Here is a 26,172-nt window from a genome sequence, read left to right as displayed (position 1 = left end):
CCCTTCCTCGACCTCGACCAGGACCCCTTCAAGCTCGTCGGCGCGTTCGACAGCCGCGTCCCCGAGGGGCCGCCGTCGCTGGTCGACGCCGAGCGGTTCGTCGTGCGCGGCGACGCGCGGTTCGGCCGGGGCGTGAAGGTGGTCGGCTCGGTCGAGCTGGTCGACGCGGGCGAGGTGCCGTCGGGGGCCGTGCTGAGCTGACGGCTCAGCTGACGGCTCAGCCGACGGCGGCAGGCTCGCGCACCGAGCTGAAGGTGTAGTGGTGCAGCGGGAAGTGGCGGCTGCGCCAGGCAGCCTCCATCGTCGTCATGGGCCGCAGCGGCACGTCGCCGTGCCGGTCGAAGTAGTAGCTGTTGGCCAGCCCGCAGCTCTCCTGCCAGAAGATCTGGTGCTCGCGACGCTCCAGCACCTCGGCGAAGTAGGCGTCGTGCGCCTCCTTCGTCACCTCGACGACGTCGGCCTGCACCTTGCGCGCCTGCTTGAGGCAGCGCAGCACGTGCGCGGCGCCGTTCTCGATCAACGTGAAGTACGACGAGCCGTTGTAGCCGTACGGGCCCATGATCGAGAAGTAGTTCGGGTAGCCGGGCGCGCTGACGCCCTCGTAGGCCTGCAGTCGCTCCTCGTTCCACCACTGCGAGATGAGGCGGCCGTTGCGTCCGACCAGGCGGTAGGTCGGCAGGCTGTCGGTGTCCATCACCTTGAACCCGGTCGCGAGGATCAGCACGTCCAGCTCGTGCGCCTCGCCGTCGGCCGTGCGCACACTGCGGTCGTCGACCGACTCGATCGGTGTCGTCTCGAGGTGCACGTGCGGCTGGTTGAACGTGCTCAGGTAGCTGTTGTGGAAGCTCGGCCGCTTGCAGCCGAGGGCGTAGCGCGGGGTGAGCTTCTCGCGCACCGCCGGGTCGTGCACCTGGCTGCCGAGGTAGCCGAGCGCGAACCGCTCGAACAGCGACGAGACCGGCAGCCGGCCGTGGTAGTGCGCCGAGAGCGGGAAGGTCGCCTCGACGAACGCCTGGCTCGCCAGCCGCGACACGGCCGAGGCGCCGGGCAGCCGCCGCAGCGCCCACCTCGCCGCGCCGGGGATGGGCAGGTCGGGCTTCGGCAGGCACCAGATCGGGGTGCGCTGGAAGACGGTGAGCTGGGCGACCTCGGGCGCGATCGCCGGGATGATCTGCACCGCCGAGGCGCCGGTGCCGATGATGCCGACGCGCTGGCCGTAGAGGTCGACGTCGTGGTCCCACCGCGCCGTGTGCACGGTGACGCCGGCGAACTGCTCGACGCCGGGGATGTCCGGGTACTTCGGGCGGGTCAGCACGCCGCAGGCGTTGACGAGGAAGCGGGCCGTGATCTCGTCGCCCGCGGCCGTCTCGATGCGCCACCGCGCACCCGCCTCGTCCCAGCTCGCCTCGGTGACCTCGGTACCGAAGCGGATGCGAGGACGCAGGCCGTACTTGTCGACGCAGTGCTCGGCGTACGCGCGCAGCTCCTCACCCGGCGCGTAGCTGCGCGACCAGTCCGGCCGCTGCTCGAAGCTGAACTGGTAGCTGAACGACGGGATGTCGACCGCGACACCGGGATAGGTGTTCCAGTGCCACGTGCCGCCCGGGCCGGACGCGTCGTCCAGGAGCAGGAGGTCACCGTGCTGCCAGTACCCCGCCCGCAGCAGCGTGATGGCCGTACCGATGCCGGCGAAGCCGGCACCGACGATGACGATCTCGTGGTCGACAGCACCCATGCAGCGGACGGTACCGCGCGATACCGCAGGCTGCCGGGATTACCGCTCAGAACGCGTAGCGCACGCGCAGCCAGTGCGTCTGCTCGGCGATGAGGTCGCGCAGGGTCTGCACGCCCGCCGCCTTGACGTTGTTGCGGTACCGCACGTTCCAGCCGCCGGTCTGCGAGCGCTTGCGCTGCTGCAGCTCAGGGCGCCACAGCGCGTCCTCGGCCTTGGGGTGCCAGCCGAGGTTCACCTCGTGCAGCGGCTCGTTGTGCGTGAGCATGATGATCTCCGCGGCCGCCTGGGCCTTGAACGCGTCGCCGGTGCCGTCGGCCAGCTGCTGGAGCAGCTCGCGCCAGTCGGCCTCCCACCCGTCACGGACGACGACGGGGGAGAGGTTGACGTGCACCTCGTAGCCCGCCGCGACGAAGTCGTCGATGGCGGCGATGCGCTCGGCGATCGGGCTGGTGCGGATGTCGAGCAGCTTCGAGTCGGCCTCGGGCATGAGCGAGAACCGGACGCGGGTGCGCCCCTGCGGGTCGAGGTCAAGCAGCTGCCGGTTGACGTACTTGGTGGCGAACGCGGCCTTGGCCGTCGGCCACTGCGCGAAGGCGCCGATCAGATCGCGCACGTTGTCGCTCACCAGCGCGTCGACCGACACGTCGCTGTTCTCGCCGATGTCGTAGACCCACGCCTCGGGGTCGCACTGGTTCGGCTCGGGCTTGACGCCCTGGCGACCGACGTGGCGGCCGAGGTAGCCGATGATCCTGTCGACGTTGGTGAAGACGGTGATCGGGTTGGCGTAGCCCTTGCGCCGCGGCACGTAGCAGTACGCGCACGCCATGGCGCAGCCGTTGGCGGTCGAGGGGGCGATGAAGTCGCTGCTGCGCCCGTTGGGACGCGCGGTGAGCGACTTCTTGACGCCCAGCACGAGGTCCTCAGTCTTGACGCGCACCCAGCGGTCGACGTTGCCGGCATTGCCGTGCAGCTCGGGGATCTGCCAGTGCGAGGCCACCTCGATGACCTCGGCGGCGGGGAAGCGGGCCAGCACCTGGCGGCCGCGGTCGCTGGTGAAGGCATCGGGCTCGGCCCAGATGCGGCGGAGGTCGAGCAGGGCGGCGGGCGTGCGGGGCGCAGTCACAACCTGTGCAACAGATGCCGACAAACTACGCATCCCGGACGCGGTGTGAGGTATTCGATCATGATCGGCCCGGGTAGGGGTGGACATGGCCGACGACTGCACGCTCACCTTCCTGGGCACCGCGACGACCCTGCTGCGCCTCGGCCCGTTCACCGTGCTCACCGACCCGAACTTCCTGCACCGCGGGCAGTTCGCCTACCTCGGCCACGGGCTGGTGTCGCGCCGATTGACCGAGCCGGCGATGGCGGTCGACGACCTGCCCGACCTGGACGCGGTGGTGCTCTCGCACATGCACGGCGACCACCGGGACCGGGTCGCGAAGCGGGGCCTGCCGAAGCACCTGCCGGTGCTGACGACACCGAAGGCCGCCCGCGCCCTGCACCGCCAGGGCTTCCGGGGCGGACGTGGCCTCACCACCTGGCAGACCCACACGCTGAGCCGTGACGGCGCCCGGCTCGTCGTCACGGCGCTGCCCGGCCGCCACGCGAAGGGCGTCACCCGGCACCTGCTGCCGCCCGTGATGGGGTCGCTGCTCGAGTACGCGCCGGCGGGCGAGGTCGAGCTGCGGGTGAACCTCACCGGCGACACGATGGTCGTCGACGACCTGCGCGAGATCCCGCGGCGGTACGCGTCGATCGACGCGGCCGTGCTGCACCTCGGTGGTACGACGCTGCCGAACGGCGCGATGGTGACGATGGACGGGCGCGAGGGCACCGACCTCGTCGAACTGGTGCGTCCCGGCATCGCCGTGCCCGTGCACCACACGACGACGGGGTCTTCCGATCACCGTTGTCGGACTTCGTCGACGAGATGACCCGGCGCGGCCACGCCTCGACGCTGCGGGTCGTCGCGCGCGGCGCGACGGTGTCGCTGCGTCCCTGACCGTTCCCCGAGAATGGACGCGTGCGCGACGACGTCGGGGTGGTGGGAGGCGGCATCGTCGGCCTCGCGACGGCGCTGCGCCTGCTGCACGACCGCCCGGGCACCCGGGTCGTGGTGCTCGAGAAGGAACCCGCGCTCGCGACACACCAGACCGGCCACAACAGCGGGGTGATCCACTCCGGCATCTACTACGAGCCGGGCTCGCTCAAGGCGACGCTGTGCCGGGCCGGCGCCCGTGCCACGAAGGCCTTCGCCGCCGAGCACGGCCTCGCCGTCGAGACCTGCGGCAAGCTCATCGTCGCCACCGACGAGCGCGAGCTGGCGCGCCTGGACGCACTGCAGGAGCGCGCCGCCGTCAACGGCATCGTGGTCGAGCGTCTCGACGCCGCAGCACTGCAACGCCGCGAGCCGGCGGTCGTCGGCCGCGGCGCCCTGTTCGTCGCCGAGACCGGCATCGTCGACTACGTGGCGGTCGCCGAGGCGATGGCGGCCGACGTCCGCGCGCTGGGCGGTGAGATCCGCACGGGCGTCCGGGTCACCGAGATCGACGAGCGCACCGACCACGTCGACGTGTACTCCGACCACGAACGGTGGCGGGTCGGTCGGCTGGTGGTCTGCGGCGGCCTGCAGGCCGACCGGCTCGCCCGCGCGGCCGGCCTCGAGCCGGACTTCCGGATCGTGCCGTTCCGCGGGGAGTACCACCGGCTGCCGGCCGAGCGGCAGGACCTCGTCCGGCACCTCATCTATCCGGTGCCGGACCCCGACCTGCCGTTCCTCGGGATCCATCTGACCCGCACCATCGACGGCGGCATCACGGTGGGGCCGAACGCCGTGCTCGGCCTGGCCCGCGAGGGCTACGCCAAGTGGTCGGTCGACCGCCGCGACGTGCGCGACGCCCTCGCCTTCCCCGGCCTGCGACACGTCGCCCGCCGGCACCTCCGCACCGGGCTGCGCGAGCTGGTGAACTCGGCGTCGCGACGCGGCTACCTGCGCGAGTGCCGCAAGTACTGCCCCACGCTGACGGTCGACGACCTGCTGCCCGAACCCGCCGGCATCCGGGCCCAGGCGGTGCTGCGCGACGGCACGCTGGTGCACGACTTCCTGCTGCTGCGCACCGACCGCACCCTGCACGTGGCGAACGCGCCGTCGCCGGCCGCGACGTCCGCGCTGCCGATCGGGCAGCACATCGCCCGCGCGCTGCTGACGGGGTGATCAGCCGGCTGCGGCGGGGGCGGGCAGCCCGCCGAGCCCGTCGACATCGTCCAGGTCGTCCAGGTCGTCGAACTCGGTGACGCTGACCTCGGCCTCGAGCACCGCCGTCGCCCGCTCGCGCCGCCGCTCGGCGAGCAGTGCGCCGAACAGGGCGCCGGCGTAGATGAAGGTGCTGACACCGACGATCCAGACCGACAGCACGAAGACGACGCCGACCGGGCCGTAGGCGTGCAGCTGCCAGGTGATCTGCTCGGGCATGATCAGGTGCGCGACCTCGAGGGTGCCGGTGGTCAGCACGCCGATGGCGATCGAGCCCGGCAGCAGGTCGCGCCACGGCACCCGGCGGGCGAGCAGCAGCCGCTGCGACCACCAGTAGAACAGCGTCACGACCACGACCCGCGAGACGATCATGGCGGCGTCACCGAGCCCGTCGCTCTGCGCGTCGAGCCGCGCCGTCAACCGGGACGAGACGAGCAGGGCGAGCACGAACAGCGTCAGCACCGGCACCCACGCCAGCTGCTGCACGGACGTGCGCACGCTGCGGACGGTCGGGAGGTCCCAGATCAGCTCGAACGCGCGCTGCTGCACCGCGCCGACGCCGGCCGCGAAGACGACCGCGGTGACGAGGCTCAGCAGCAGCGCCCAGAAGCCGATGCTCGGCGAGGTGCGGCCGAACAGCCCTTCGACCGCGCGCGCCGACTCGCCCTCGAGGCCGAAGAAGCGGGCGATCGCGATGCCGGTGCCGTGCCCCGGCCGGTGGCGGAACATCGCACCCACCGCCACGACCAGCGGGGCGGTGCACAGCAGCTGCTGCGCACCGAAGGCCAGGGCGTGGGTGTCGAGGCTCAGCTCGCGCACCCGCCGCACACCCACCCCGGGCAGGCTGCGTTCCCACCGCACCCGCACGCGCACGACGAAGCGGGCGGTGCGCCGGGGGACGGGCAGACTCACGGGTCCATCGTGCCCAGAAACCGGCCCGATCACCTCAGGGATGACCATGAGGTTGCTGACAGCCCCGCCGGCCGCCGGTGCGGACGATCAGTCGGCGAGCGCGTCCTCGACGGTGTCGTGCACGCCGAGCACGTCGAGCAGCCGCGTGATCTGGAAGATCTTGCGCACGTGCGGCTTCGGCGCGGCCACGCGCAGCGCGCTGCCACCCTCGCCGGCCGACCGCGCGGCCGCGACGAGCGCGCCGAGGGCCGACGAGTCGAGGAAGTCGACGGCCGAGAGATCGACGACGACCCGGCCGGCGCCGGTCTCGAGGCACTCGGTCAGGCGGTCGCGCAACGCGCCCGCCGTCTGCATGTCGATGTCGCCGGCGACGCGCAGGACGGCGGCGCCGTCGTACGACGTGGTGTCCAGCGTCAGGTCCACGCGGATCCTCCGTGGGGGTGTGATCGGCGGGGTCGGCCGGTCGGTGGGAAGCATAGTGTCCGCGGTGCGACAGACTGTGCGACAGACTGAGCGGCAGACGTCGGGCCGGGCGGCCCCGACCGGAAGGAGTTCGCGGTGACGGAGGCCTCCGGTTCGGCGGAGCTGACCGATCCGACCGACTCGCCACCGCGTGCCCGTGACCGTGGCCCGGCGAGCGTCTTCGACCTGCGCACGCAGATCGGCCGCGATCATGCGGCCGTCGACTGGGCGGCCACGCCGCTCGGGCCGGTCGAGTCGTGGTCGGAGAGTCTGCGAAACGTCGTGCGCACCCAGCTCGCGTCCCGCTTCGCGATGTGGATGTGCTGGGGCCCCGAGCTCACCTTCTTCTGCAACGACGCCTACCGGCACGGCACCCTCGGCGCGAAGTACCCGTGGGCGCTCGGCAAGCCGTCGGACCAGGTGTGGTCGGAGATCTGGGTCGACATCTGGCCGCGGATCGAACGCGTGGTCACGCACGGCGAGGCCACCTGGGACGAGAGCCTGATGCTGCTCGTCGAGCGCAGCGGTTATCCGGAGGAGAGCTACCACACCTTCTCGTACAGCCCGCTGCGCGACGACGACGGCACGATCGCCGGGATGCTCTGCGTGGTCACCGAGGAGACCAGCCGGGTGATCAACGAGCGGCGCATGGCCACGCTGCGCGATCTCGGCTCGGCGCTCGCCGGTGCGTCCACCAAGGACGAGATCTGCACCGCCGCCGGCCGCGAGATCGGACGGGACAACGTCGGCATCCCGTTCGCGCTGGGCTACCTGATGAGCGAGGACGGGCGGACGGCCGAGCTGGCCTGGCGGTCCGGCGTGCCCGAGGGCCACCGCCTGGCACCCGCGTCGATCGCCGTCGACGACGAGAGGGTGTGGCCGGTCGCGCGGGCGGTGCGCGGCGACGAGGTGATCGTCGACGGCATCGACGCGCCGGACACTCCGACCGGCTCGTGGGACGAGCCGCCGCGCGCGGCGCTGGTGCTGCCGCTGACCCAGGCCACCGGGCTCGCCCGGCTGGGCTTCGTCGTCGCCGGTCTCAACCGCTACCGCGAGCTCGACGCCGACAAGCTCGGGTACATCCGCCTCATCGTCAGCCAGGTGGCGCAGGCCCTCACCCGGGCCCAGGCGTTCGAGGACGAGCGGCGCCGCGCCGAGGAACTCGCCGAGCTCGACCGGGCCAAGACCACGTTCTTCACCAACGTCAGCCACGAGCTGCGCACGCCGCTGACCCTGCTGCTCGGGCCCGCGGGCGACGCGCTCGACGATCCGACCGAGCCGCTGTCCCCGCGGCAGCAGCAGCGGGTCGAGGTGATCCAGCGCAACGCCGAGCGGCTGCTGAAGCTGGTGAACACGCTGCTCGACTTCTCGCGCCTGCAGTCGGGCAGGGCGACCGCCCGGTTCGAGCAGGTCGATCTCGCCCGCTACACCGGTGAGCTGGCCGCGATGTTCGACTCGGCCACCGCCCGCGCCGACCTGGGCCTGACGGTCGAGGTCGACCCACTGCCCGAGCGGCCCTGGGTCGACAAGGAGATGTGGGCGAAGATCGTCCTCAACCTGCTGTCGAACGCCCTCAAGGCCACCTTCACCGGCGGTATCACCGTGCGCCTCACGGCCGTCGACGATGCGACGGTCGAGCTGGCCGTCAGTGACACCGGCGTCGGCATCCCGCCGGAGGAGCAGGCCCGGCTCTTCGAGCGTTTCCACCGCGTGTCGGGTGCGCAGCTGCGCAGCCACGAGGGCACCGGCATCGGCCTCGCGCTGGTCGCCGAACTGACGGCGCTGCACGGCGGCACGGTGTCGGTCGACAGCGAACCGGGTGTCGGCAGCACCTTCCGCGTGCGGATGCCGCTGGGCACCGACCACCTCCCGGCCGAGCAGGTGCGGGCCGAGGGCGAGTCGGCGGTGGCCGTCGACGCGATCGGTGCCGGCTACCTCGCCGAGATCGACCGGTGGCTCTCGGACGACGCCGTCGAGCCGCTGCGCGCCGCCGAGGGCGGCCGGGCCAGCGTGCTCGTCGTCGACGACAACGCCGACATGCGCGAGTACATCAGCTCGTTGCTCGTGGACGACTACTTGGTGCGCACCGCCGCCGACGGCGTCGAGGCGATCGAGTCGGCGCGGGCGGACCCGCCCGACCTCGTGCTCACGGACGTGATGATGCCCCGGCTCGACGGCTTCGGGCTGCTCGAGCAACTGCGGGCCGACCCCGACCTGATGCACCTGCCGGTGGTGATGCTGTCGGCGCGCTCGGGCGACGAGGCGGCGTCGGTCGGGCTCGAGGCGGGCGCCGACGACTACCTCGTGAAGCCGTTCTCGGCCCGCGAACTCCAGGCCCGCGTGCGGGCGAACCTCGAGCTCGACCGGGTGCGCCGCGTCGCCGACGAGCTGTCGCGCAGCCGCGCGCTGCTCGACCAGGCCGAGGAGCTCGCGCATGTGGGCAGCTGGGAGTTCGACCTGACCTCGCGGCGGCTCACCGTCTCGCCCGAGCTGTGCCGGATCCTCGGCATCGACGTCGAGCAGGAGGCGCACCCCGACATCGACCTGCTCTGGGCCCGGGTGCCGCAGGCGCAGCGCGTGCGGCTCAGGGCGATGTTCGGCGACCCGCCCGACACCAGTCGTCCGCTCGATCTCGAGTTCCCGATCCGGCGGCCGGGCGACTCGGTCGAGCGCATCCTGCGCCTGCACGCACGGCAGCACCTGACGAGCGCGGGCACGCCCGTGCTGCGCGGCAGCGCGCAGGACGTCACCGAGCAGCGCGCCGCCGAGGAGGCGCTCGCGGCGTCGGCCGCCGCCCGCGAGGCGGCCGCGCGCGAGCACGCGATCGCCGAGGAGCTGCAGCGCAGCCTGCTGCCCGGCGCGACCCCCGCGCCCGACGACCTCGTCGTGGCCGCCTACTACGTCTCGGGTGTCGAGGACACCCAGGCCGGCGGCGCCTGGTACGACGTGATCGACCTCGGTGACGGTCGCACGGCGCTGGTCATCGGTGACGTGATGGGACGCGGCGTGCGGGCCGCGGCGGTGATGGGGCAGCTGCGGGCGACGGTGCGCGCCTACGCCCGGATCGACCTCGCCCCGGACGCGCTGCTCGAGCTGCTCGACGTCGCGGTGCGCGACATGGCCGAGTCGACGATCGTCACCTGCGTCTACGCGGTCACCGACCCGGTCAAGGGCACGCTCACCTACGGCAACGCGGGCCACCTGCCGCCGCTGCTGACCCGACCGGACGGCAGCACCGTGCGGCTCTCGGTCGGTGACCCGCCGCTCGGCACCGGCCGGGCCGGCCGGACCACCGACACCGTCGACTGGGCACCGGGCTGCCGGCTGACGCTCTACACCGACGGGCTCGTCGAGCACCGGGGCAGCGATCTCGACGTCGGCATCGACCGGCTCACCGAGGTGATCGACACCGTCGAGGTGCCCGTCGAGGCGCTGCCGAACGAGGTCGTCGCCCGCATGCTGCCGCACGACCCCGACGACGACGTCGCCGTGCTGACGGCGTCGGCCGTGCGGCCCGACGAGAACCACCGCTCGGTCGTCATCGCCCAGCGCAGCAAGGCGATCGCCATGGCGCGGGCTGCGACCGCCGAGTCGCTCGCCGCTTGGGGCATCGGTGGCCCGGTGGTCGAGGATGCCCTGCTCATCGTCAGCGAGCTGGTCACGAACGCGGTGCGCCACGGCAAGCCGCCGATCCGGCTCTACCTGCGGCACTGCCCCGACGAGGTGGTGATCACGGTGTCCGACGGCAGCCCGGCGCAGCCGGCGATGCGTGCGAGCGACGTCGACGCGCCGAACGGACGCGGGCTGCACCTGGTCGAGGCCCTCAGCAGGCGGTGGGGCACCCGTCCGACCGGTCTGGGCAAGGCCGTGTGGTGCACGGTGCCGCTACCGGTCACCCTGGCGCCGACCGCGACAGCGTCGATGTCAGGATGAGCGGCGTCGCGTCCGCGTCCCGAAAGGCGTCCTGAGCATGCAGTCGACCCGCACCGCCGTCGTCCCCGCGCCCGTCGACCAGGTCTGGTCGGTCGTCGCCGACCACGAGGGCATGTCGAAGTGGGGCCCCGGGCTCAGCGCCACGCTGCTGCAGCGCGGCACGACCGAGCGCAACGGCGTCGGCGCGGTGCGCAAGATCGCGCCGCCGAAGCCGGCGCCCGCCATCGTCGAGGAGATCATCGGCTTCGAGCCGTCGAGCCGGCTGCGCTACAAGGCGCTGTCGGGCGTGCCGCTGAAGAACTACCAGGGCGAGATCGCGCTGCGTCCGGTCGGCAACGGCACCGAGATCACCTACACGATCAGCGCCGACCAGCGGCTGCCGCTCGTCGACCGCGTCGCCGTCGGCGCCATCGCCCGTACCCTGCTCGCCGCCCTCGTCCGCCAGGTGGGGAAGACCGCGCGGTGAGTGCGACATGAGCCGGACGGTCGGCGTCGAGGAGGAGTTCCTGCTCGTCCATCGCCGCCGGCCGCGGCTCGTGCCCGACGGTGACGCGGTCACCGCGCGGGCCCAGGCGACCGATCCCGACGGGCAGTACGAGCACGAGCTGGTGCGTCCCCAGGCCGAGATCGGCTCGGCCCCGACCGGGTCGACCGACGCGCTGCGCGACGACCTGCATCGCCTGCGCGGTGCGCTCGTCGCCGCGGCGCGAGAGCGCGACGCCCGCCTGGTCGCGTGCGGGGTCAGCCCGGTGCCGGGCGAGGCGACGATCACCGACGACGAGCGGTACCAGCGCATGATGCGCCGATTCGCCCGACTCGGACGCGAGCAGCTGACCTGCGGCATGCACGTGCACGTCTCGATCGACTCGCGCGAGGAGGGCATCGCGGTCATCGACGGACTCGCGCCGCACCTGGCCGTGCTGCGGGCGCTCACCGGGAACTCGCCGGTGCACGCCGGCGCGGACACCGGGCACGCGAGCTGGCGCACCGTGCTCTGGGGCCGCTGGCCGAGCGCCGGCCCGACCCCGGCGTTCGGCGACCCGGCCGGCTACGACGCCGTCGTCGAGGGGCTGATCGCCACGGGCGCGGCGCTCGACGACGGGATGCTGTACTTCGACGCGCGGCTCTCGGCGTCGTACCCCACGGTCGAGGTGCGGGTCGGCGACGTGGTCGCCGAGGTCGACGACGCGGTCGTGGTCGCGGCGCTGGTGCGGGCGCTGGTCGAGCACGTCGCACGGACCGGCCCGCCGCGGGCGGTGCGGCCGGAGTTCCTGCAGGCGGCCTCGTGGCGCGCCGCCCGGTTCGGCATGACCGACGACCTCGTCGACCTCACCGGCGACCGGCCCCGGCTGGTGCCGGCGTGGGAGCTGGTCGACCGGCTGGTGGCGACGGTGGCCGACGCACTGGACGCCGCGGGCGATGCCGACGTCGTGCGCGACGGGCTCGCCGCGCTGCGGCTGCGTGGCACGGGCGCGCAGCGGCAGCGGGCCGCGTTCGACGCGGCCGGCGGTGGCGCGGCCGGCGTCGAGGCGGTGCTGGACGTGGTCACCGTCGCCTGACCGGGCATGATCGACACCCCTCCCGTCCGGCCAGAGGCGGCGTGAACGGGTGTTCATCGCTTCCGGGCCGCGCTGTCGGGCGGTCGGGCGCTGTCCGCCGCCTGAACGGCCCGTCAGGTCCGCGTCGGCGCGGCCGATGGGGCCGACGTGCCGCCTGCTGCGCCGTCGCGCCGACCCGCCCGCTCCGTCCGGGTGAGGCTGCTCGCCGTGTCGACCGTATCGACCGTGGCGCTCGCGACCGTCGGCACCGCGCTCGGCACGGCGCCCGACGGCGCGGGCGCGGCCGTCGTGAACTCGCTGCAGCGCGGTCCGGTCGTGACGCTCGCGCCCGGCATCACCCAGTACCACGAGCGCTTCGTCACCGACGACGGCTTCCACCAGTCGGCCTGGATCACCACCGTCGACCTCACCCGGCCCGGCGTCCGGCTCGGCGTCGTCGCGGCCCACAACACCGTCGAGAGCGTCGGCGAGACGGTGCTCTCGATGGCGCAGCGCACGCACGCGGTCGCGGGCATCAACGGTGACCTCTTCGACTTCGGCGGCACCGGTGCGCCGTACGGCGGCGAGGTCGTCGACGGGGCCGTGGTGCGCTCGCCGTCGCGGCAGGCCGGCCAGCTCGCCCTCCTGTCCGACCACCGCGCCGTGATCGGGCCGCTGACGTGGCACGGGGTGCTGACCCGCCTCGGCACGGTGCGTCTCGCGCACCCAGTGACCGTGAACAGTGTCGGCACGGCGGGTGCGGGCGGCATCACGGTGTTGAACCAGCGGCTCGGCCAGGCCTCCCTGCCCTCCGGCTGCGTGCTCGCGGGCGGCACCCGGAGGCTGGGCACCTACACGGTTGGTTCGCTGCGCGACCGGGTGCGGGTGCTGCCTCAACTCCCGTCCAGCGGCTTCGTCCTGCTCGGCTGCGGCGCCGGCGGGCGCTGGCTGCGGTCCCATGCCGGGGCGGGCAGCCGGTTCACCGTCACCGGCACGGTGACCTCGCCGGCCGACCCGCGCGCCACCGTGCTGGGCGCGTTGCAGGGCGCGCGTCAGGTGCTGCGCAACGGGCTGCGCTGGAACGATACGACCACCGCCTGGCACACGGCCGGCCACAACCCCGAGACCTTCGTGTGCGTCGCGCGCAACCGCACCTCGGTGCTGTTCGGCACCGTGGACGGCCGCATGTGGACCTCGGTGGGCGTGACCTTCGCCCAGCTGACCGCCCTGATGCTGCGGCACGGCTGCTACGACGGGCTGGTGCTCGACGGCGGCGGTTCGACGACGACCGTCGGGTCGGGCGTGCGCGGCGGCCCGCTGTCGATCCGCAACGTGCCCGCCTGGGGCGGGTGGCCGCGGGCGGTGGCGAACGGCCTGTTCGCGTTCTACGCCCCGGCCTGAGCCGAGGCCTCGTCGCTGTCCTCCTCGAGCAGCCGCCGCACGAGGTGCAGGGCGAGCAGCACCGCCCGGGCCCGCACCTCGCTGCGTCCGCCGGGGATCACCCACCTCGCCGGCCGCTGCCGGACGCCGTCGCTGACGCAGAAGTGCACCAGCCCGACCGGCTTCTCGGTACTGCCCCCGCCGGGCCCGGCGATCCCGGTGATGCCGACCCCGAGGTCGCTGTGCAGGCGGCTGCGCGCCCCCTCGGCGAGCGCGACGGCGACCTCCTCGCTCACCGCGCCCACCCGGTCGATCAGCTCGAGCGGCACCCCGGCCAGATCGTGCTTGGCCAGGTTCGAGTAGACGACCAGCCCGCCGAGCACGTAGTCCGACGAGCCGGCGAGCTCGGTCAGGCGGCCCGCGAGCAGGCCCGCGGTGCACGACTCGGCGGTCGCGATGGTGAGGCCGCGCTCGCGCAGCAGGCGCGCCACGATCTCGTCGATGCTCGCGCCGTCGGGGGAGAAGAGCGTGCGGGGGAAGGCCTCGGCGACCGCGGCGGCGAAGCGCTCGTAGGCGTCCTGCTCGCCCGGCGCGTACCGCGTGACGATCTCGAGCTCGCCGTCGCGCAGGCAGGTGGTGATCTCGAGGTCGTCGAGCGCGTCGCCCTGCGCCCGCATCATGGCCGCGAGCTCGCTCTCCATCGTCCCCCAGAGCCGCAGGGTGCGCTGGCGGAGTTCCTCGGCCTGCGCGACGATCGCGGTGACGGCGGGCGCGGCCAGCGCGGCCGGCCACATGCCCTGCAGCTCCCGCGGCGGCCCCGGCAGCACGACGACCGGCGGCCCGTCGGTGCGGTCGGGTGCCGGGACGACGAGGCCCGGCGCGGTGCCGACCGGCTCGAGCACGGTCGCGCCGGCGGGCACGAGGGACTGCTTGCGGGTGCCTGCGGCCTGCGCCTCGGGATCGACCGTCCAGCCCCGGCCGCGCTGCAACCGTTCCACGATCGCGGCGATGCGCTGCTCGAGGGCGGCGTCGAGGGCGAGCGGCCGGCGCTGGAACTCGCCGACGACGCGGGCGGTGAGGTCGTCGGCGGTCGGCCCGAGCCCGCCGGAGGTGATGATCAGCTCGAGCCCGGCCGCGGTGAGGTGCTGCAGCGCGGCGGTGAGGTCGTCGGGCCGGTCGCCGACGACCACGATCTCGGCGATGTCGATGCCGACCAGGCGTAGCTGCTCGGCCAGCCAGGGGCCGTTGCGATCGGTGACGCGTCCGGTGAGGACCTCGGTGCCGGTGACGACGATGCCCGCGCGCGTGCTCACCGCACCGAGCGTAGGTGGCCCGGGTCAGCCGGCGCGGTCGAGGCCACCGAGCAGCGCCACCACGATGCGGACGAAGACGTCGCGGAAGTCCAGGGCGAGCGCGGCGAACTCGGGGTCGCGCAGCACCGCGGCCGCGACCGGGCTCGGGTTGGCCACCGGCCAGGCGCCCGCCACGAGCGTCCAGACCGTGCCGGCGAGCTCGAACGCGGTCGCTGCCCGCAGCTCGGGGTCGGCCGCGCGCAACAGGTCGGCCAGCCGTCGGGTGCGCGTCAACGAGTCACGCTTGAAGGCCCGCGTGGCATCGGCCGGCACGTTGCGCTCGAGCACGGTCTGGGTGCTGCTGATCAGCCGGCAGAGGCGCGGCCGGGCGAGCAGCGTCGTCGCCAGCGCCTCGGCGATGCGGCGGTGGGTGGTGCGGCGCGCGCGCCGGGCGTCGGGGCGGGGGAGCGCGTCGGCCAACGCGTCCAGCCATGTCGTCCAGTCGTCGACGAGCACCGCGAGGAAGACCGCCTCGCGGGTCGGGAAGTAGCGCACGACGTTCGACTTGGCCAGGCCGACCTCACGGGCGAGGTCGCGCAGGCTGATCTCGGTGAGCGGGCGTTCGTCGAGCAGCTGCTGGGCCGTCGCGAGGATGTGCTGCCGCCGGTGCTCCTGCTGCTCGGGCGTGCGCGCGCGCTGGAAGTCGGCGGGGTCGGCCGCGGCGGTGTTCACGTTCACAACGATAACAGCCCGATGGTCTGTTACGGTGTTTGCAACAGACCACTGGCCTTTTATCATCCGGACGATGGGGAGATCGCGATGGCGACGTCGAAGCAGGTCGTGCTGATCACGGGTGCGTCCTCGGGGATCGGTGAGGACGCAGCGCTGCGCTTCGTCGACGCCGGGTTCGAGGTGTACGGCGTCGCGCGCCGGGTCGAGCGCATGCAGCACCTCGTCGAGCGCGGGGTGCACGTCTTCAGCATGGACCTCACCGACGACGCGTCCATCGTCGCCGGCGTCGAGCGCATCCTCGCCGAGCAGGGCCGTCTCGACGTCCTGGTGAACAACGCCGGCTACGGCTCCTACGGCGCCGTCGAGGACGTGCCGCTGGACGAGGCGCGCCGCCAGTTCGAGGTCAACCTCTTCGGGCTGGCCCGGCTCTCGCAGCTGGTCATCCCGCACATGCGCGAGCAGGGCCGCGGTCGCATCATCAACATCGCCTCGATCGCCGGGAAGATCTACACGCCGCTGGCGGGCTGGTACCACGCGACGAAGTTCGCGGTCGAGGGGCTGAGTGACGCGATGCGGGTCGAGCTCGCGCCGCACGGCATCGACGTGGTGCTCATCGAGCCCGGCCCGATCCGCACCGAGTGGAACTCGGGCGCGCGCGAGACGCTCGTGTCGAGCTCGGCCGACGGCGCCTTCGCCGCGCAGGCCCGACGCGCCGCGGCGATCCTCAAGACCGCCGATGCGCCGGGGATCGGGTCGGAGCCGGACGTCGTCGGCAGGAAGATCCTCAAGGCCGCCACCACGCGCTTCCCGGCGCCGCGGTACCCGGTCGGCCGTGGCGCCGGCACGGTCGTGCTGGCCCGCCGCGCGCTGCCCGACCGGGTGCTCGACCTGGGCATCCGGGCCCTGTTCCGCTGACGCGGCTGCGCTACCCCATGGACGCGGCTGCGCTACCCCATGGACGGGTCTCGGACCGGTCGACACGCCTGATACGCATGTGGTTCGTGATGCTCTTGTGATCTGACGCCGGTTCGGGCTAACGTTCTCGCGGCGGGGGCCGATCGATGACTGCGTGAGGTTCTCCGTGCATTCGTCCGTTCTGCGCCGGCTGCCGGCCCTGCTCGCGGGCGCCACGGCGCTCGCCGCGGCCGCCGTCCTCGTGACGCCGGGCGTCGCCTCGGCGGCGAACCCGCCCGGCCCCCACGACGCCCTCGGCAAGGTGACCTCGGTCGTCGCCTCGGCCACCGGCCTCACCGTCTCGGGCTACGCCTACGACCCCGACTCGACCGGCAATGTCACGGTGCGGGCCATCCTCGACGGGCGCGTGCAGCTCGCCCAGACGGCCACGTCCGTCGCCAACCCGAACGTGCGCGCCAGGTACCACACGGGCTCGACACCCGGCTTCTCGTTCGCGGTGCCCACCCCGAGCGGCAACCACACGCTGTGCATCGTCGCGTTCAGCATCGGCCCGGGGCTGAGCACACTGCTGAACTGCTACGCCCTGCCGTACGGCACGGCGTTGACCAGCGGCCAGCAGGCCACGCACAGCCCCCGCGGGTCGATCGCCACGACCATGGCCGCGCCGGGCTCGCTCACCGTCACCGGCTGGGCCGACGACCCGGACTTCTTCCCGCGCCGCAGCGTCGTCGTCGTCTACGTCGACAGCGTCTCGGCCGCGACGATCACCACGCACGCGTACCCGGCACCGCGCCCGGCGGGCGCCGCGATCAACTCGGCCTTCGCCACCACCATCCCGGTCTCGACCGGCACGCACGTCGCGTGCGTCTGGGTCGTGAACGTGGGCTTCGGGTCGAACACCTTCCTCGGCTGCCGCACCGCCGACACCCGCGGGCCCGCCGGCACCGGCACGGTCACCCAGCCGGCGCTGAACAAGCAGGTCGTCACCGAGGCGCTCAAGCACATCGGCCAGCCCTACGTCTGGGGCGCGACCGGGCCGAAGTCGTTCGACTGCTCGGGCCTGGTCACCTACAGCTACGGCCGTTTCGGCTACAGCACGCCGCGGACGTCCGAGCAGCAGTTCCTCGCCGCGCGCTCGATCCCGGCGTCCCGCGCGGTGCCCGGCGACCTCGTCTTCTACTTCGACAACAGTGGCGACGTCTACCACGTGGGCATCTACCTCAGCCCGGGGAGGACGGTCGCGGCGATCGACGAGCAGGAGGGCGTGAACTACCAGACGATCTGGGACCCCACGTCCACGGCGTACGGGTCGTTCACGCACTCGTGACGGCGTCGGCCGCGAACTGGTAGTCGCGGCCCTCGAGGGTGAGCACCACGTGGCCCGGCCGCGTGGTGACCCCGGTGAACTCCAGCCCCGCGGGCAGCGTCAGCGGCAGCGCCAGGTCGAACGGCTGCACCGGCAGTGACCGCAGCAGCGGCAGGCCCTCGAGCTGCGTGGCGGCGAAGGTCAGCCGGTTCCGCACGATCGACACCCGGGTCGCGGCGGTGATCGGGATGCGGCGTCCCATGACCTCGACGCTGCCGACCACCCGGATGCTGCCCGGCTCGTCGCCGTCGACCAGGTTGATCTCCGGACGCGCGAGGCCGGCCACCCCGCCGAGCAGCTGGTCGACCGGCTCCGGACGGGCGAGCGCACGGGCCAGGTCGCTCAGCGCGATGTGCACCTCGCCGTGGAGCAGATCGGCGCTGCGCGGCACGAACCCGGTCGGGCCGTACGCCATGCGCACGCCGCTGATGCGGAGGTCGACCTCCGCCAGTCGCAGCCCGTCCTTCGAGATCAGGAAGTCGACGATCACGGGCGGCTCCAGACGACGAAACGAGACGTGCGGCGACACCCCATGATGCCGGGTTTCGGACGCTCGCCGACGTAGGCTGTGGCCCACCCCAACCACCGTCGGCGGAGGTCAGTGCATGCGCCCGGACACGTCAGGTCTCGGCGTCGGCGACATGCGCGCTGCGATCGAACGGGTCAGCGACGGGATGCTGCTGCTCGACCGGTCCTTCGTGATCCGGTTCGTCAACGGCACCGGGGCGGCGATGCTCGGCACGACGCCCGACCTGCTGCAGGGGCGCAGCCTGTGGGAGACCTTCCCCGAGGGCGAGGGCGGCACCCACGAACACCACTTCCGGCGCGCGATGTCGACGCTCGAACCGGTGGTGTTCGAACGGCGGCTGCCCCGGTTGAGTCGTACCTTCGACGTGCGGGCCTACCCGTCCCCCGAGGGTCTGACCGTCATGTTCCGCGACGTCACCGATTGGCGTCGGCTCGAGCGAGAACGGGAGCGCGCCATCGCCGACCTGCATACTGCGGTCGCCCTCCGCAAGCAGTTCGAGGCCCTCGTCGAGGCCTCGAACGACTTCATCGCAATCTTCGATGTCGCCGAGGGCCATCACCTGCAGTTCCTCAACCCGGGCGGCCGGCGCCTCATCGGGCTGACCGCCGACGACGACGTCACCACCATCGCCGCCGCCGACCTCTGTGACGCCGAGACGGTCGCCATGATCGTCGAGTCGCTGACCCGCACCGGGCAGTGGGCCGGTGAGAAGCTGCTGCGCCACCAGCGCACCGGCGCGATGATCCCCGTGATGGCCGCACACCACCTGATGCACGACCCGGACACCGGCGACACCATCGCGTTCGCGAGCGTGCAGCGCGACATCTCCGAGCGCCGCGCCTCCGAGCGGCGGCTGCGTGACCTCGCCGCGCACCGCCGCCGGCTGCTCGAGCGGCTCGTCGCGGCGCAGGAGGCCGAGCGGTCGGCGATCGCCGCCGACGTGCACGACGACTCGGTGCAGGCCCTCGCCGCGGTCGACCTGCGGCTCGGCATCCTGCAGCGCAAGGTCGCCGAGGTCGCGCCCGAGGTGCTCGACCAGGTCAAGGCCCTGCAGGCGTCGGTGAGCGAGGCGACGTCGCGGCTGCGGCACCTGCTCTTCGACCTCGAGTCGCCCGGCCCGGACGACACGCTGGCGAGCAGCCTGCAGAGCGCCGCGGCGCACCTGTTCGAGAGCGACGGCGTCGAGTGGCGGTTGCGCGGCGACCTCGACGCCGACCTGCCGCACACCGAGCGCATCCAGGCGTTGCGCATCGCCAAGGAGGCGCTGCTCAACGCCGCCCGGCACGCGCACGCGAGCACGGTCGAGATCGAGCTGGTGCGGCGTCCGGACGGTGTCGAGATCGCGGTGATCGACGACGGCATCGGCATCCTGCCCGACGTCGCGTCCCCGCCCGGTCACCGCGGGCTCACCACGATGCGCGACCGCGCCGAGATCGCCGGTGGCTGGTGGCGGCTCGAGCCGCGCTCGCCCCGCGGCACGGTGGTGCGGTTCCTGCTGCCGGACGGCGCGCAGGACTGACGACCCGTCCGAGCTGCTAGTTGCGCAGCTCGGCGGCGCGGTGGTTGTCGGCGAAGATCCGCAGCCCCGCGGCCGCGGACGGCGTGGCGAGCACGATCTCGCCGCCGTGGCAGCGCTCGACCAGGTCACCCAGGTTGTTGAGCCGACCCTTGGCGAGCACGCCGTTGGCGCCGGCGGCGAGCATCGCCGCGACGACCTGGGCGTCGGCGCTGGCGGTCACGGCCACGAGCGTCGTGCGCGGCTGCGACTCGGCGATCGCACGCGCGGCCTCGATGCCGCCGCCGGGCATGCGCACGTCGAGCAGCACCACGTCCGGCTGCTCGAGGGCGGCCACGACGCCGACCTCGGCGCCGCTGCCGGCCTCACCCACGACGTGGAACCGGGAGTCCTCGTCGAGCACGGCGCGCAGCGCCGAGCGGACGCCCGGATCGTCGTCGGCCACCACGACCCTGATCGGCATTCCAGACCTTTGCATGTCGACGCGGGTCCGCTGGTTGGACCCGCTGCTGCCATCGTCGGCGAATTCCGTCGGAAAGGGTAGACACCTGCGGCGTCACGATCGGTAGTGCGTGCGCATCAGCAGGGACGAAAGGTGCCTGCCCCAGGGGGCGGCGCGGCCGCCGAGCCGGTTCCGGAGCCGGGTGGTGGGGTCGGCTCCGGAACCAGCTCGGGCGCGATGCGATCTGCGGCGGGGGATCGCAGACCGAACCGGGCAGCCGACCCTCGGAGAAGGGCCGCTGCGGGAGCACGCCCGCCGAGGCGAAGCCGACTCCCTGTGTGCACTTTGACGCACTTCGACGGAAGTGCGTAGGTACGTCCGCTCTGAATCGCCTAGTGCCGTTGCACTACGTGACAACGGCCTCGCAGCAACTTCACGCGTTGACGAGACCTTCCCGCACCGCGATGGCTGCGGCCTCGAGCTTCGAGTGGGCGCCGAGCTTCGTGAGCACCGACTGCACGTGGTTGCGGACGGTGTTGACGGACAGGAACAGCTCGCGGGCGATCTCGGAGTTGGTGCGTCCGTTGCTGATCGCCCGCAGCACGTCGCGCTCACGGCTGGTGAGGTCCGAGCCCAGGCCCGTGCCCCGCTGGGCCAGGCGCGAGAGCAGGCGCGGCAGCAGCGACGGTGCGATCGTCGGCTCGCCCGCGGCCGCCTTCCGGACCGCGGTGTGGATGTCGGCCATGTCCGCCGTCTTGGAGACGAAGCCGGCGCAGCCCGCCTCGACGGCGGCGAGCAGCACCCGTTCGTCCTCGCTGGCGGTGACCATGACGACGGCGATCCCGGGCGCGGCCTCGACCAGCCGACCCACGCCCTCGACACCGGTGGCGTCGGGCAGGCGGTAGTCCAGCAGCACCACGTCGACCGGCGTGCGCGTGACCGCGTCGAGCGCCGCGGCGAGGTTCTCGGCGATGCCGGTGGTGACGATCCCGGGCTCCTGCTCGAGCGCGGCCGACAGCGCCTGGGCGAAGAGTTTGTGATCGTCGACGATGAGCACGCGCGTCTCGACCGCGGCGTCGCTACTGGTCACGGTACGTGTCTACCGCACGCGGCCGGAAGCGTCGACCTGTGGTCCAGGGTTGCGCGGGGTTCGGGACGTTCAGATCGCATAACGCCACACGTCCAGGGCGTACGCGCCGTACCAGCACGAGGCGGCGACCGCGCCGCCGACGGCGAGCACCGCGGTCGAGGTGCGCCAACGCGCGACGACCGGCCCGGCCAGCACGACGAGCGGGAAGCAGGCGAGCAGCAGCCGTGGCTTGCTGTGCCAGTAGTTCGTCGCGCCGAGCGTCATGGCGGCGCCGAGCAGGCACAGCACCACGATCGGCAGGTACTGGCGCCGCGCGGCCGCGACCAGGCAGCCGCCGCCGATGACGACGATGCTGACGACGGCGCCGACGCCCATGAACTGGACGGTGTCCGGCTGGGTGACGGCGAGGCGCAGGAAGTCCCAGGTCTGGTGGCCGACGTCGACATGGCTGTCCCACCCGTGCTTCTCGACGAAGAACCAGGTGTCCGCGCGGCCGGTGCGCCACCAGAGATAGGCCCAGTAGAGCGGTGACCCCAGCAGGCCGACGACGGTCGCGCCCACGACGCGGGCCCACGCGACGGGGCGGTGCCGTCGCAGCGCGAACGCGGCGAGCGGGATGGCGAGGGGGACGAGGATGCCGCCGGGACGGGTGAGGCCGGCGGCGAGCGCGAGGGCGGCGGCGGCGGCCCAGTTACCGCGCGCCGCGGCGAGCAGGGTCGCGGCGGTGACGGCGACGAACAGCGATTCGGCGTAGCCCATCTGCAGGGCAACGGCCATCGGCAGCGCGCCGAGCAGTGCGGCGGCGCACCACCCCGCGCGCCGCGAGCCGGTGAGCTCGAGGGTCAGCAGGTGCACGAGGCTGGACGCCACCACCCCGCAGACCGCGGCGGTCAGCAGCAGTGCGTGCGTCGTCGAGAGCCCGAGGTGGTCGGCGATGCCGGCGAGCAGGGGGTAGGTCGGGTAGAACGCGAACTCGTAGCCGGTCGCGAGGGTGCCGTCGGGCGCGAGCGTGACCCCGTGCGGGTAGCCGGTCGAGGCGATGGTGCCGTAGTAGACGGCGTCCCACTTCGTCAGGAGCTTGCTGAGCGCCGGGCCGCCGGCCGGGTCGAGCCAGGACAGGAAGAGCAGTTGCAGCAGCATCTCGCCGACGCGGATCGCCGCCGGCACGCCGACGTCGGCGCCCCATGCCAGGCGGCGCGCGCGGCCGTCGGCGCCGGCCGGGACGTCGTCGTCGGCCGGTGCGGCGGTGGTGCCGCCGTCGGCTGCGACCGCGTCGTCCGTCACCGCCCGCTGCATGGGCCCAGCTTCGCATCACGCGTCCGGCGCTGCACCGCGCCGCGCGTCGGCGCCCCTAGAGTTCACGTGTGACTCGGGCGTGGGCGGGATCGGGCACGCGCGACGGCGTGCTCGTGCGCTTCCGCTCGTCCGCCGCCCGAGCGGCTGCGCCGCGCGGGGTGCCCGGCGTCGTGGCGGTCGTGCTCTCGGTGCTCGCCGTGGCGCTCGGCCTGCTCGGGCTCGGCGCCTGGTTCTGGTCGCCCGACCTGGTCACCGGGCGGTTCGGCGGGGCGACGGCGTTCACCGCGAACGCTGCCGCGCTGACGGTGGTGATCGGTGCCGCGCTGCTCGCCCGCGGCCGGGCGGCCGCGGTGCTCGCCGTGCTGGCCCTGCTGGTCGTGGGGCTGACCCTCGCCGAGTACGCCACGAACACCGACCTCGGGCTCGACCGCTGGCTCGTGCACGACCAGCCGGGCACGAACGGCGGGCGGATGACGGTCGCCGCTGCCGCCTGCTTCGGGCTGCTGTCGTCGTCGCGGCTGGCGAGTGCGCTCGGACGAGCGCGCGAGGCCGAGCTCGCCGCCGGGCTCAGCGGACTCGCCGCCGTCACCGTGCTCGTCGGCTGCCTCTACGACGTGCACACGCTGTTCCTCTACCGGTCGATCTCGAGCGCGGCCGTGCCCGGCGCCATCGGCCTGACCGTGCTGAGCCTCGCCGCCCTCGCCGTCGTGCCCGACGGTGGCTTCGCCTGGTTCGTCGGTGCGCGCGACGCAGGTGCCGGGCTGGTGCGCCGGCTCATCCCGTTCGCGGTGATCGCCGTGCCGCTGCTCGGCTTCGCGTGCGTCAAGGCCGAGCGGAAGGGGTGGTTCGACCCGACCGAGGCGATCGTCTCGCTCGTCGCGATCGCCGCGCTCACGATCTCGCTCGTCGCCTGGACGGCGGGACGCCGGCTGCAGCGGGTCGACCGGGGGCGGCTCACCGCCATCGACGACCTCATGCGGCTCACCGACGACCTCGAGGACCAGGTTCAGCGCCGGGCGTCGCAGCTCGAACTCGGACGCGCCCAGCTGGCCATCCTCGAGGACCGGCACCGCATCGCGTCCGACCTGCACGACATCGTCATCCAGAAGCTCTTCGCCGCCGGCATGTACCTCGACGGCGCGCTGACGATGGTGCGCGACAACCCCAAGGCCACCGAGCGGGTCGAGACCGCGGTCGAGGCGATGGACACCGCCATCAAGGACCTGCGGGCGTCGATCTTCGAGCTGAACTCGGCCGGCGAGGAGGCGATCACGCTGCAGGCGGCGATCACCAAGGTCGGGCACGAGACCTCGCGGATCCTCGGCTTCATGCCGAAGGTGGAGGTCACCGACCTGGACGGCCGCGCCGAGCCCGCGCGCGACGACATCCTGGCCGTCGTGCGCGAGGCGCTCACCAACACCGCGCGGCACGCCAAGGCGTCCCAGGTGCTGATCGAGTTGATCGCCGGCACCCGCGGCGTCGAGCTCACCGTCGAGGACGACGGCATCGGCATGGGGCGTCCCGACCGGGCGAGCGGCACCGCGAACATGCGCGACCGTGCCCAGCGGTGGGGCGGCACGTGCGTGTGGGAAGCCGTGCAGCCCCACGGCACGCGTGTGCGCTGGTCGATCCCCGACCCGATCGGCTCCGCGCGCTGAGCGCGCGCACGTGCTGTGTAGGATCGGTCGCGCCGCTTCGGTGGCGTCCCGGGCGATTAGCTCAGCGGGAGAGCACTGCCTTCACACGGCAGGGGTCACTGGTTCGATCCCAGTATCGCCCACCAACCTTCAAGGCCCCGTGCGGACGACCGCGCACGGCTGGTGCGCGACTGGTGCACAACAACGGCCCCGCCGTGCTGCTGTCACCGCGGGGCCGTCGTCCTGCTCGACGATCACCACGCGGGACGATGGCCGGCTCCGGGTGGGGCGCGCCAGGGGGGACAGGGCGAGCCTTCCCTCCGGAGCCGGTCATCACCCAGCGTGGCAGCTCGTCGTGCAGTGGTTTCTGCGTGAGCCCGTCGGAGATCTGGTGCGGGGCCCTGGGCAGTCCCCCCGATCACGCGCGAGGGCCCTCGCACGTCCGCGACGGTCGCACGCGCTCACACGGATGCACTAGTGCATCTGCATGAAGCTGCCAGCGCGCGGGACCAATGCCGCCCGCGCCGGATCTCGGGATCAGCGCTCGTCCTCGTCGGCGAGCGGCAGCAGGTCGGCATCGCCGAGCTCGATCAGCTTCGAGTACGCGTCCGTCAGGAAGGCGACCCCTTGGGCGTCCGACTCACGCGCCGCGCGGTTGATCGCGTCCAGGATCGACTCGCGGGCCCGGAGTCGCTTCATGTGCTCGGTGTAACTGATCGCCGCAACTGTCATGCCGGACTTCCCCCGTTGTGCCGGTCGGCCCCGCGCCGAACGGTGGCGGGTCTCCCGGCCCCGCCGACCAGGCCTGATCGGGTGAGGCCGGGAGACATGGTGCTGCCCGCCCCGTTCCCCCATCACGGCGCGGACGCCCCCAGTTCGACGCCGAGGCGCCGATGGTTCCGTCCTGACACGTCATCCTCTTCAAACTCGGCCGGGTCCCCGGCATTCCAGAAATTTTTCCAAGAACTTTTCCGTCGCTCGCGAATTTTCGAACGTTTTTTGTCAGAGGGTCGTCCTAGCCTTCGGGCATGACGAGCGACGGGCGGTTGCCGAGGGGCGTGGAGGATGCGCTGCCGGGCGCCGACCTCGGCGCCGTCCTGGCCTCGGTCGACGTCGGCGGTCTGGACGATCCCGAGCTCGTCGCGCTCATCTCGGCCGAGTCGCGACAGCTCGCCCATGCCCAGTCGCGTGTCTGGGCGGCGATGGCCGAGCTCGCGCGGCGCGACCCGATGCCGCTGCTCGGGAAGGATCCGTTGCGGCAGGACCAGGTGCTCGATCTCGCGACGGACGAGGTGCGGGCCGAGCTCATGCTCACGCGGGCGGCCGCGCGCGTCGAGCTCGAGACCGCGGTTGTCCTCGACGAACTGCCGGCCGTCGCCGAGGCGTTGCGAGCCGGACGCATCGACCGGCGCCGCGCGATGGTCTTCACGCAGTCCTGCTGGGACCTCACGCCCGAGCATGCCGCGGTGGTCGTCGAGACGACGCTCGCCGGTGCGACCGAGGTGACCGCGACCGGTCTCCTCGAGCGGGTGAAGCGGGCCGCGATGGAGGTCGACCCCACCTGGGCCGAGCGCCGCTACCGCGCCGCCCTGCACGACCGCAAGGTCGTCGCCTACCTCGCAGCCGACGGCTCCGCGGTGGTCACCGCCACCGGTTTGCCGGCCGACGAGACGGCGGCGGCCCTCGCGAACCTCGACGCCGTCGCGCGAGCCGCGAAGCGCGCTGGCGCCGACGCGCCGATGAACCGGCTCCGGGCCGACCTCTTCCTCGGGCTCCTGGACGAACGGTGGCACGGCCTCGACCGCGATCACATCGTCGCCGCGCTCGTCGCGATGCATCCCGAGCGGCGTGCGACCGACCAGCCCGCTGCCGACGGCGGCGCGACTGAAACTCCGGTCAGCGACGTCAGCGACGTCAGCGACGTCAGCGACGTCGGCGACGTCGGCGGCGCCGAGGGGTCAGCTGACGGGGCCGACGGTGCGGCGGCCGGCGGTGCACCTTCAACCACCTCGGCTGCTGAAGCCGGGCGGACGGTGAACGCGCGCCTCGGCGTGGACGCCGGCGCGACGCCCGGCAGCGGGGGACCGGCGACGGCGTCGCCGGGCCCGCCACCGCCCACCCCGCCGCCGCCGATCCCGCCG

Annotated in this window: 21 protein-coding genes, 1 tRNA gene and 2 pseudogenes; 13 read left to right on the top strand and 11 right to left on the bottom strand. The window is 73.0% G+C overall.

What is annotated here, in order from left to right; all coding sequences use genetic code 11:
- Positions 1-201: pseudogene (locus ACTHMS_RS22385) on the top strand (UTP--glucose-1-phosphate uridylyltransferase); the annotation flags it as partial.
- 16 nt (positions 202-217) lie between these two features.
- Here ACTHMS_RS22385 and ACTHMS_RS22380 read toward each other — a convergent pair.
- Positions 218-1,735 (bottom strand): flavin-containing monooxygenase, encoded by a 1,518-nt coding sequence (locus ACTHMS_RS22380; protein ID WP_440308872.1) that lies wholly within the window; start codon positions 1,733-1,735, stop codon positions 218-220.
- Positions 1,736-1,781: 46 nt separating this feature from the next.
- Complete coding sequence (locus ACTHMS_RS22375) at positions 1,782-2,858, bottom strand: spore photoproduct lyase family protein (RefSeq protein WP_440308871.1); 1,077 nt, start codon at positions 2,856-2,858, stop codon at positions 1,782-1,784.
- An 85-nt stretch (positions 2,859-2,943) separates the two neighbouring features.
- Between ACTHMS_RS22375 and ACTHMS_RS22370 the strand changes: the two genes are divergently transcribed.
- The gene (locus tag ACTHMS_RS22370) at positions 2,944-3,672 is read left to right on the top strand and encodes an MBL fold metallo-hydrolase (protein ID WP_440308870.1); all 729 of its coding nucleotides are present in this window, start codon (positions 2,944-2,946) and stop codon (positions 3,670-3,672) included.
- A gap of 89 nt (positions 3,673-3,761) precedes the next feature.
- Complete coding sequence (gene lhgO / locus ACTHMS_RS22365; protein ID WP_440308869.1) at positions 3,762-4,952, top strand: L-2-hydroxyglutarate oxidase; 1,191 nt, start codon at positions 3,762-3,764, stop codon at positions 4,950-4,952.
- Here lhgO and ACTHMS_RS22360 read toward each other — a convergent pair whose 3' ends face one another.
- Both ACTHMS_RS22360 and ACTHMS_RS22355 read right to left on the bottom strand, forming a co-directional pair.
- Positions 4,953-5,903: a hypothetical protein gene (locus ACTHMS_RS22360; RefSeq protein WP_440308868.1), complete on the bottom strand. Its 951-nt coding sequence runs from the start codon at positions 5,901-5,903 to the stop codon at positions 4,953-4,955.
- An 87-nt stretch (positions 5,904-5,990) separates the two neighbouring features.
- Positions 5,991-6,326 carry an STAS domain-containing protein gene (locus tag ACTHMS_RS22355; RefSeq protein WP_440308867.1) on the bottom strand — a complete coding sequence of 112 codons (336 nt, stop codon included), beginning with the start codon at positions 6,324-6,326 and terminating at the stop codon, positions 5,991-5,993.
- A 135-nt stretch (positions 6,327-6,461) separates the two neighbouring features.
- Here ACTHMS_RS22355 and ACTHMS_RS22350 point away from each other — a divergent pair, with 135 nt between their 5' ends.
- The 4 genes from ACTHMS_RS22350 to ACTHMS_RS22335 all read left to right on the top strand — a co-directional run bounded on the left by ACTHMS_RS22350 (position 6,462) and on the right by ACTHMS_RS22335 (position 13,237).
- The gene (locus tag ACTHMS_RS22350) at positions 6,462-10,298 is read left to right on the top strand and encodes a SpoIIE family protein phosphatase (RefSeq protein WP_440308866.1); all 3,837 of its coding nucleotides are present in this window, start codon (positions 6,462-6,464) and stop codon (positions 10,296-10,298) included.
- A gap of 37 nt (positions 10,299-10,335) precedes the next feature.
- Positions 10,336-10,764, top strand: coding sequence for an SRPBCC family protein (locus ACTHMS_RS22345; RefSeq protein ID WP_440308865.1), 429 nt, complete (start codon positions 10,336-10,338; stop codon positions 10,762-10,764).
- A 7-nt stretch (positions 10,765-10,771) separates the two neighbouring features.
- Positions 10,772-11,857 (top strand): carboxylate-amine ligase, encoded by a 1,086-nt coding sequence (locus ACTHMS_RS22340; protein WP_440308864.1) that lies wholly within the window; start codon positions 10,772-10,774, stop codon positions 11,855-11,857.
- Between the two features lie 225 nt (positions 11,858-12,082).
- The gene (locus tag ACTHMS_RS22335; RefSeq protein WP_440308863.1) at positions 12,083-13,237 is read left to right on the top strand and encodes a phosphodiester glycosidase family protein; all 1,155 of its coding nucleotides are present in this window, start codon (positions 12,083-12,085) and stop codon (positions 13,235-13,237) included.
- On the opposite strand, the gene ACTHMS_RS22330 is transcribed toward ACTHMS_RS22335, so the two are convergent.
- The gene (locus ACTHMS_RS22330; RefSeq protein WP_440308862.1) at positions 13,222-14,529 is read right to left on the bottom strand and encodes a competence/damage-inducible protein A; all 1,308 of its coding nucleotides are present in this window, start codon (positions 14,527-14,529) and stop codon (positions 13,222-13,224) included. The genes ACTHMS_RS22335 and ACTHMS_RS22330 overlap by 16 nt on opposite strands.
- A gap of 24 nt (positions 14,530-14,553) precedes the next feature.
- A complete protein-coding gene (locus ACTHMS_RS22325; protein ID WP_440308861.1) occupies positions 14,554-15,240 on the bottom strand; it encodes a TetR family transcriptional regulator in 687 nt (228 codons plus the stop codon).
- A gap of 87 nt (positions 15,241-15,327) precedes the next feature.
- Between ACTHMS_RS22325 and ACTHMS_RS22320 the strand changes: the two genes are divergently transcribed.
- On the top strand, positions 15,328-16,155 hold the full coding sequence (locus ACTHMS_RS22320) for an oxidoreductase (protein ID WP_440308860.1): 828 nt from the start codon (positions 15,328-15,330) through the stop codon (positions 16,153-16,155).
- 154 nt (positions 16,156-16,309) lie between these two features.
- Positions 16,310-17,482, top strand: coding sequence for a C40 family peptidase (locus tag ACTHMS_RS22315; protein WP_440308859.1), 1,173 nt, complete (start codon positions 16,310-16,312; stop codon positions 17,480-17,482).
- On the opposite strand, the gene ACTHMS_RS22310 is transcribed toward ACTHMS_RS22315, so the two are convergent.
- Positions 17,469-18,011, bottom strand: a complete 543-nt coding sequence (locus tag ACTHMS_RS22310) for an LmeA family phospholipid-binding protein (protein WP_440308858.1) — start codon at positions 18,009-18,011, stop codon at positions 17,469-17,471. The genes ACTHMS_RS22315 and ACTHMS_RS22310 overlap by 14 nt on opposite strands.
- Positions 18,012-18,126: 115 nt before the next feature.
- Here ACTHMS_RS22310 and ACTHMS_RS22305 point away from each other — a divergent pair, with 115 nt between their 5' ends.
- Positions 18,127-19,569, top strand: coding sequence for a PAS domain-containing sensor histidine kinase (locus ACTHMS_RS22305; RefSeq protein ID WP_440308857.1), 1,443 nt, complete (start codon positions 18,127-18,129; stop codon positions 19,567-19,569).
- A gap of 16 nt (positions 19,570-19,585) precedes the next feature.
- Here the strand turns inward: ACTHMS_RS22305 and ACTHMS_RS22300 are convergent, their stop codons facing one another.
- The 3 genes from ACTHMS_RS22300 to ACTHMS_RS22290 all read right to left on the bottom strand — a co-directional run bounded on the left by ACTHMS_RS22300 (position 19,586) and on the right by ACTHMS_RS22290 (position 22,394).
- Complete coding sequence (locus ACTHMS_RS22300; RefSeq protein ID WP_440308856.1) at positions 19,586-20,029, bottom strand: response regulator; 444 nt, start codon at positions 20,027-20,029, stop codon at positions 19,586-19,588.
- A 412-nt stretch (positions 20,030-20,441) separates the two neighbouring features.
- Positions 20,442-21,098, bottom strand: a complete 657-nt coding sequence (locus ACTHMS_RS22295; protein ID WP_440308855.1) for a response regulator — start codon at positions 21,096-21,098, stop codon at positions 20,442-20,444.
- 69 nt (positions 21,099-21,167) lie between these two features.
- Complete coding sequence (locus ACTHMS_RS22290) at positions 21,168-22,394, bottom strand: hypothetical protein (RefSeq protein WP_440308854.1); 1,227 nt, start codon at positions 22,392-22,394, stop codon at positions 21,168-21,170.
- Positions 22,395-22,462: 68 nt separating this feature from the next.
- On the opposite strand from ACTHMS_RS22290, the gene ACTHMS_RS22285 reads away from it, so the two are divergent.
- The gene (locus ACTHMS_RS22285) at positions 22,463-24,052 is read left to right on the top strand and encodes a sensor histidine kinase (RefSeq protein ID WP_440308853.1); all 1,590 of its coding nucleotides are present in this window, start codon (positions 22,463-22,465) and stop codon (positions 24,050-24,052) included.
- A 50-nt stretch (positions 24,053-24,102) separates the two neighbouring features.
- Positions 24,103-24,177 (top strand) — tRNA-Val (locus ACTHMS_RS22280).
- Between the two features lie 391 nt (positions 24,178-24,568).
- Here the strand turns inward: ACTHMS_RS22280 and ACTHMS_RS22275 are convergent.
- Positions 24,569-24,730, bottom strand: coding sequence for a hypothetical protein (locus ACTHMS_RS22275; RefSeq protein ID WP_440308852.1), 162 nt, complete (start codon positions 24,728-24,730; stop codon positions 24,569-24,571).
- A 329-nt stretch (positions 24,731-25,059) separates the two neighbouring features.
- Here ACTHMS_RS22275 and ACTHMS_RS22270 point away from each other — a divergent pair.
- A pseudogene (locus ACTHMS_RS22270) lies at positions 25,060-26,172 on the top strand (hypothetical protein); the annotation flags it as partial.

The sequence above is a fragment of the Jatrophihabitans sp. genome, from assembly GCF_051960575.1.
In the GTDB taxonomy this organism is placed as follows: domain Bacteria; phylum Actinomycetota; class Actinomycetes; order Mycobacteriales; family Jatrophihabitantaceae; genus JBQCEE01.
Note: the sequence above shows the minus strand (reverse complement) of the source record. Positions and strands in the feature narration are given on the sequence as shown.

Coding starts and splice junctions, on each gene's coding strand:
- ACTHMS_RS22290 (WP_440308854.1), bottom strand. CDS start 22,394: ATGCAGCGGGCGGTGACGGACGACGCGGTCGCAGCCGACGGCGGCACC.
- ACTHMS_RS22320 (WP_440308860.1), top strand. CDS start 15,328: ATGGCGACGTCGAAGCAGGTCGTGCTGATCACGGGTGCGTCCTCGGGG.
- ACTHMS_RS22345 (WP_440308865.1), top strand. CDS start 10,336: ATGCAGTCGACCCGCACCGCCGTCGTCCCCGCGCCCGTCGACCAGGTC.
- ACTHMS_RS22275 (WP_440308852.1), bottom strand. CDS start 24,730: ATGAAGCGACTCCGGGCCCGCGAGTCGATCCTGGACGCGATCAACCGC.
- ACTHMS_RS22340 (WP_440308864.1), top strand. CDS start 10,772: ATGAGCCGGACGGTCGGCGTCGAGGAGGAGTTCCTGCTCGTCCATCGC.
- ACTHMS_RS22305 (WP_440308857.1), top strand. CDS start 18,127: ATGCGCCCGGACACGTCAGGTCTCGGCGTCGGCGACATGCGCGCTGCG.
- ACTHMS_RS22380 (WP_440308872.1), bottom strand. CDS start 1,735: ATGGGTGCTGTCGACCACGAGATCGTCATCGTCGGTGCCGGCTTCGCC.
- ACTHMS_RS22300 (WP_440308856.1), bottom strand. CDS start 20,029: ATGCCGATCAGGGTCGTGGTGGCCGACGACGATCCGGGCGTCCGCTCG.
- ACTHMS_RS22370 (WP_440308870.1), top strand. CDS start 2,944: ATGGCCGACGACTGCACGCTCACCTTCCTGGGCACCGCGACGACCCTG.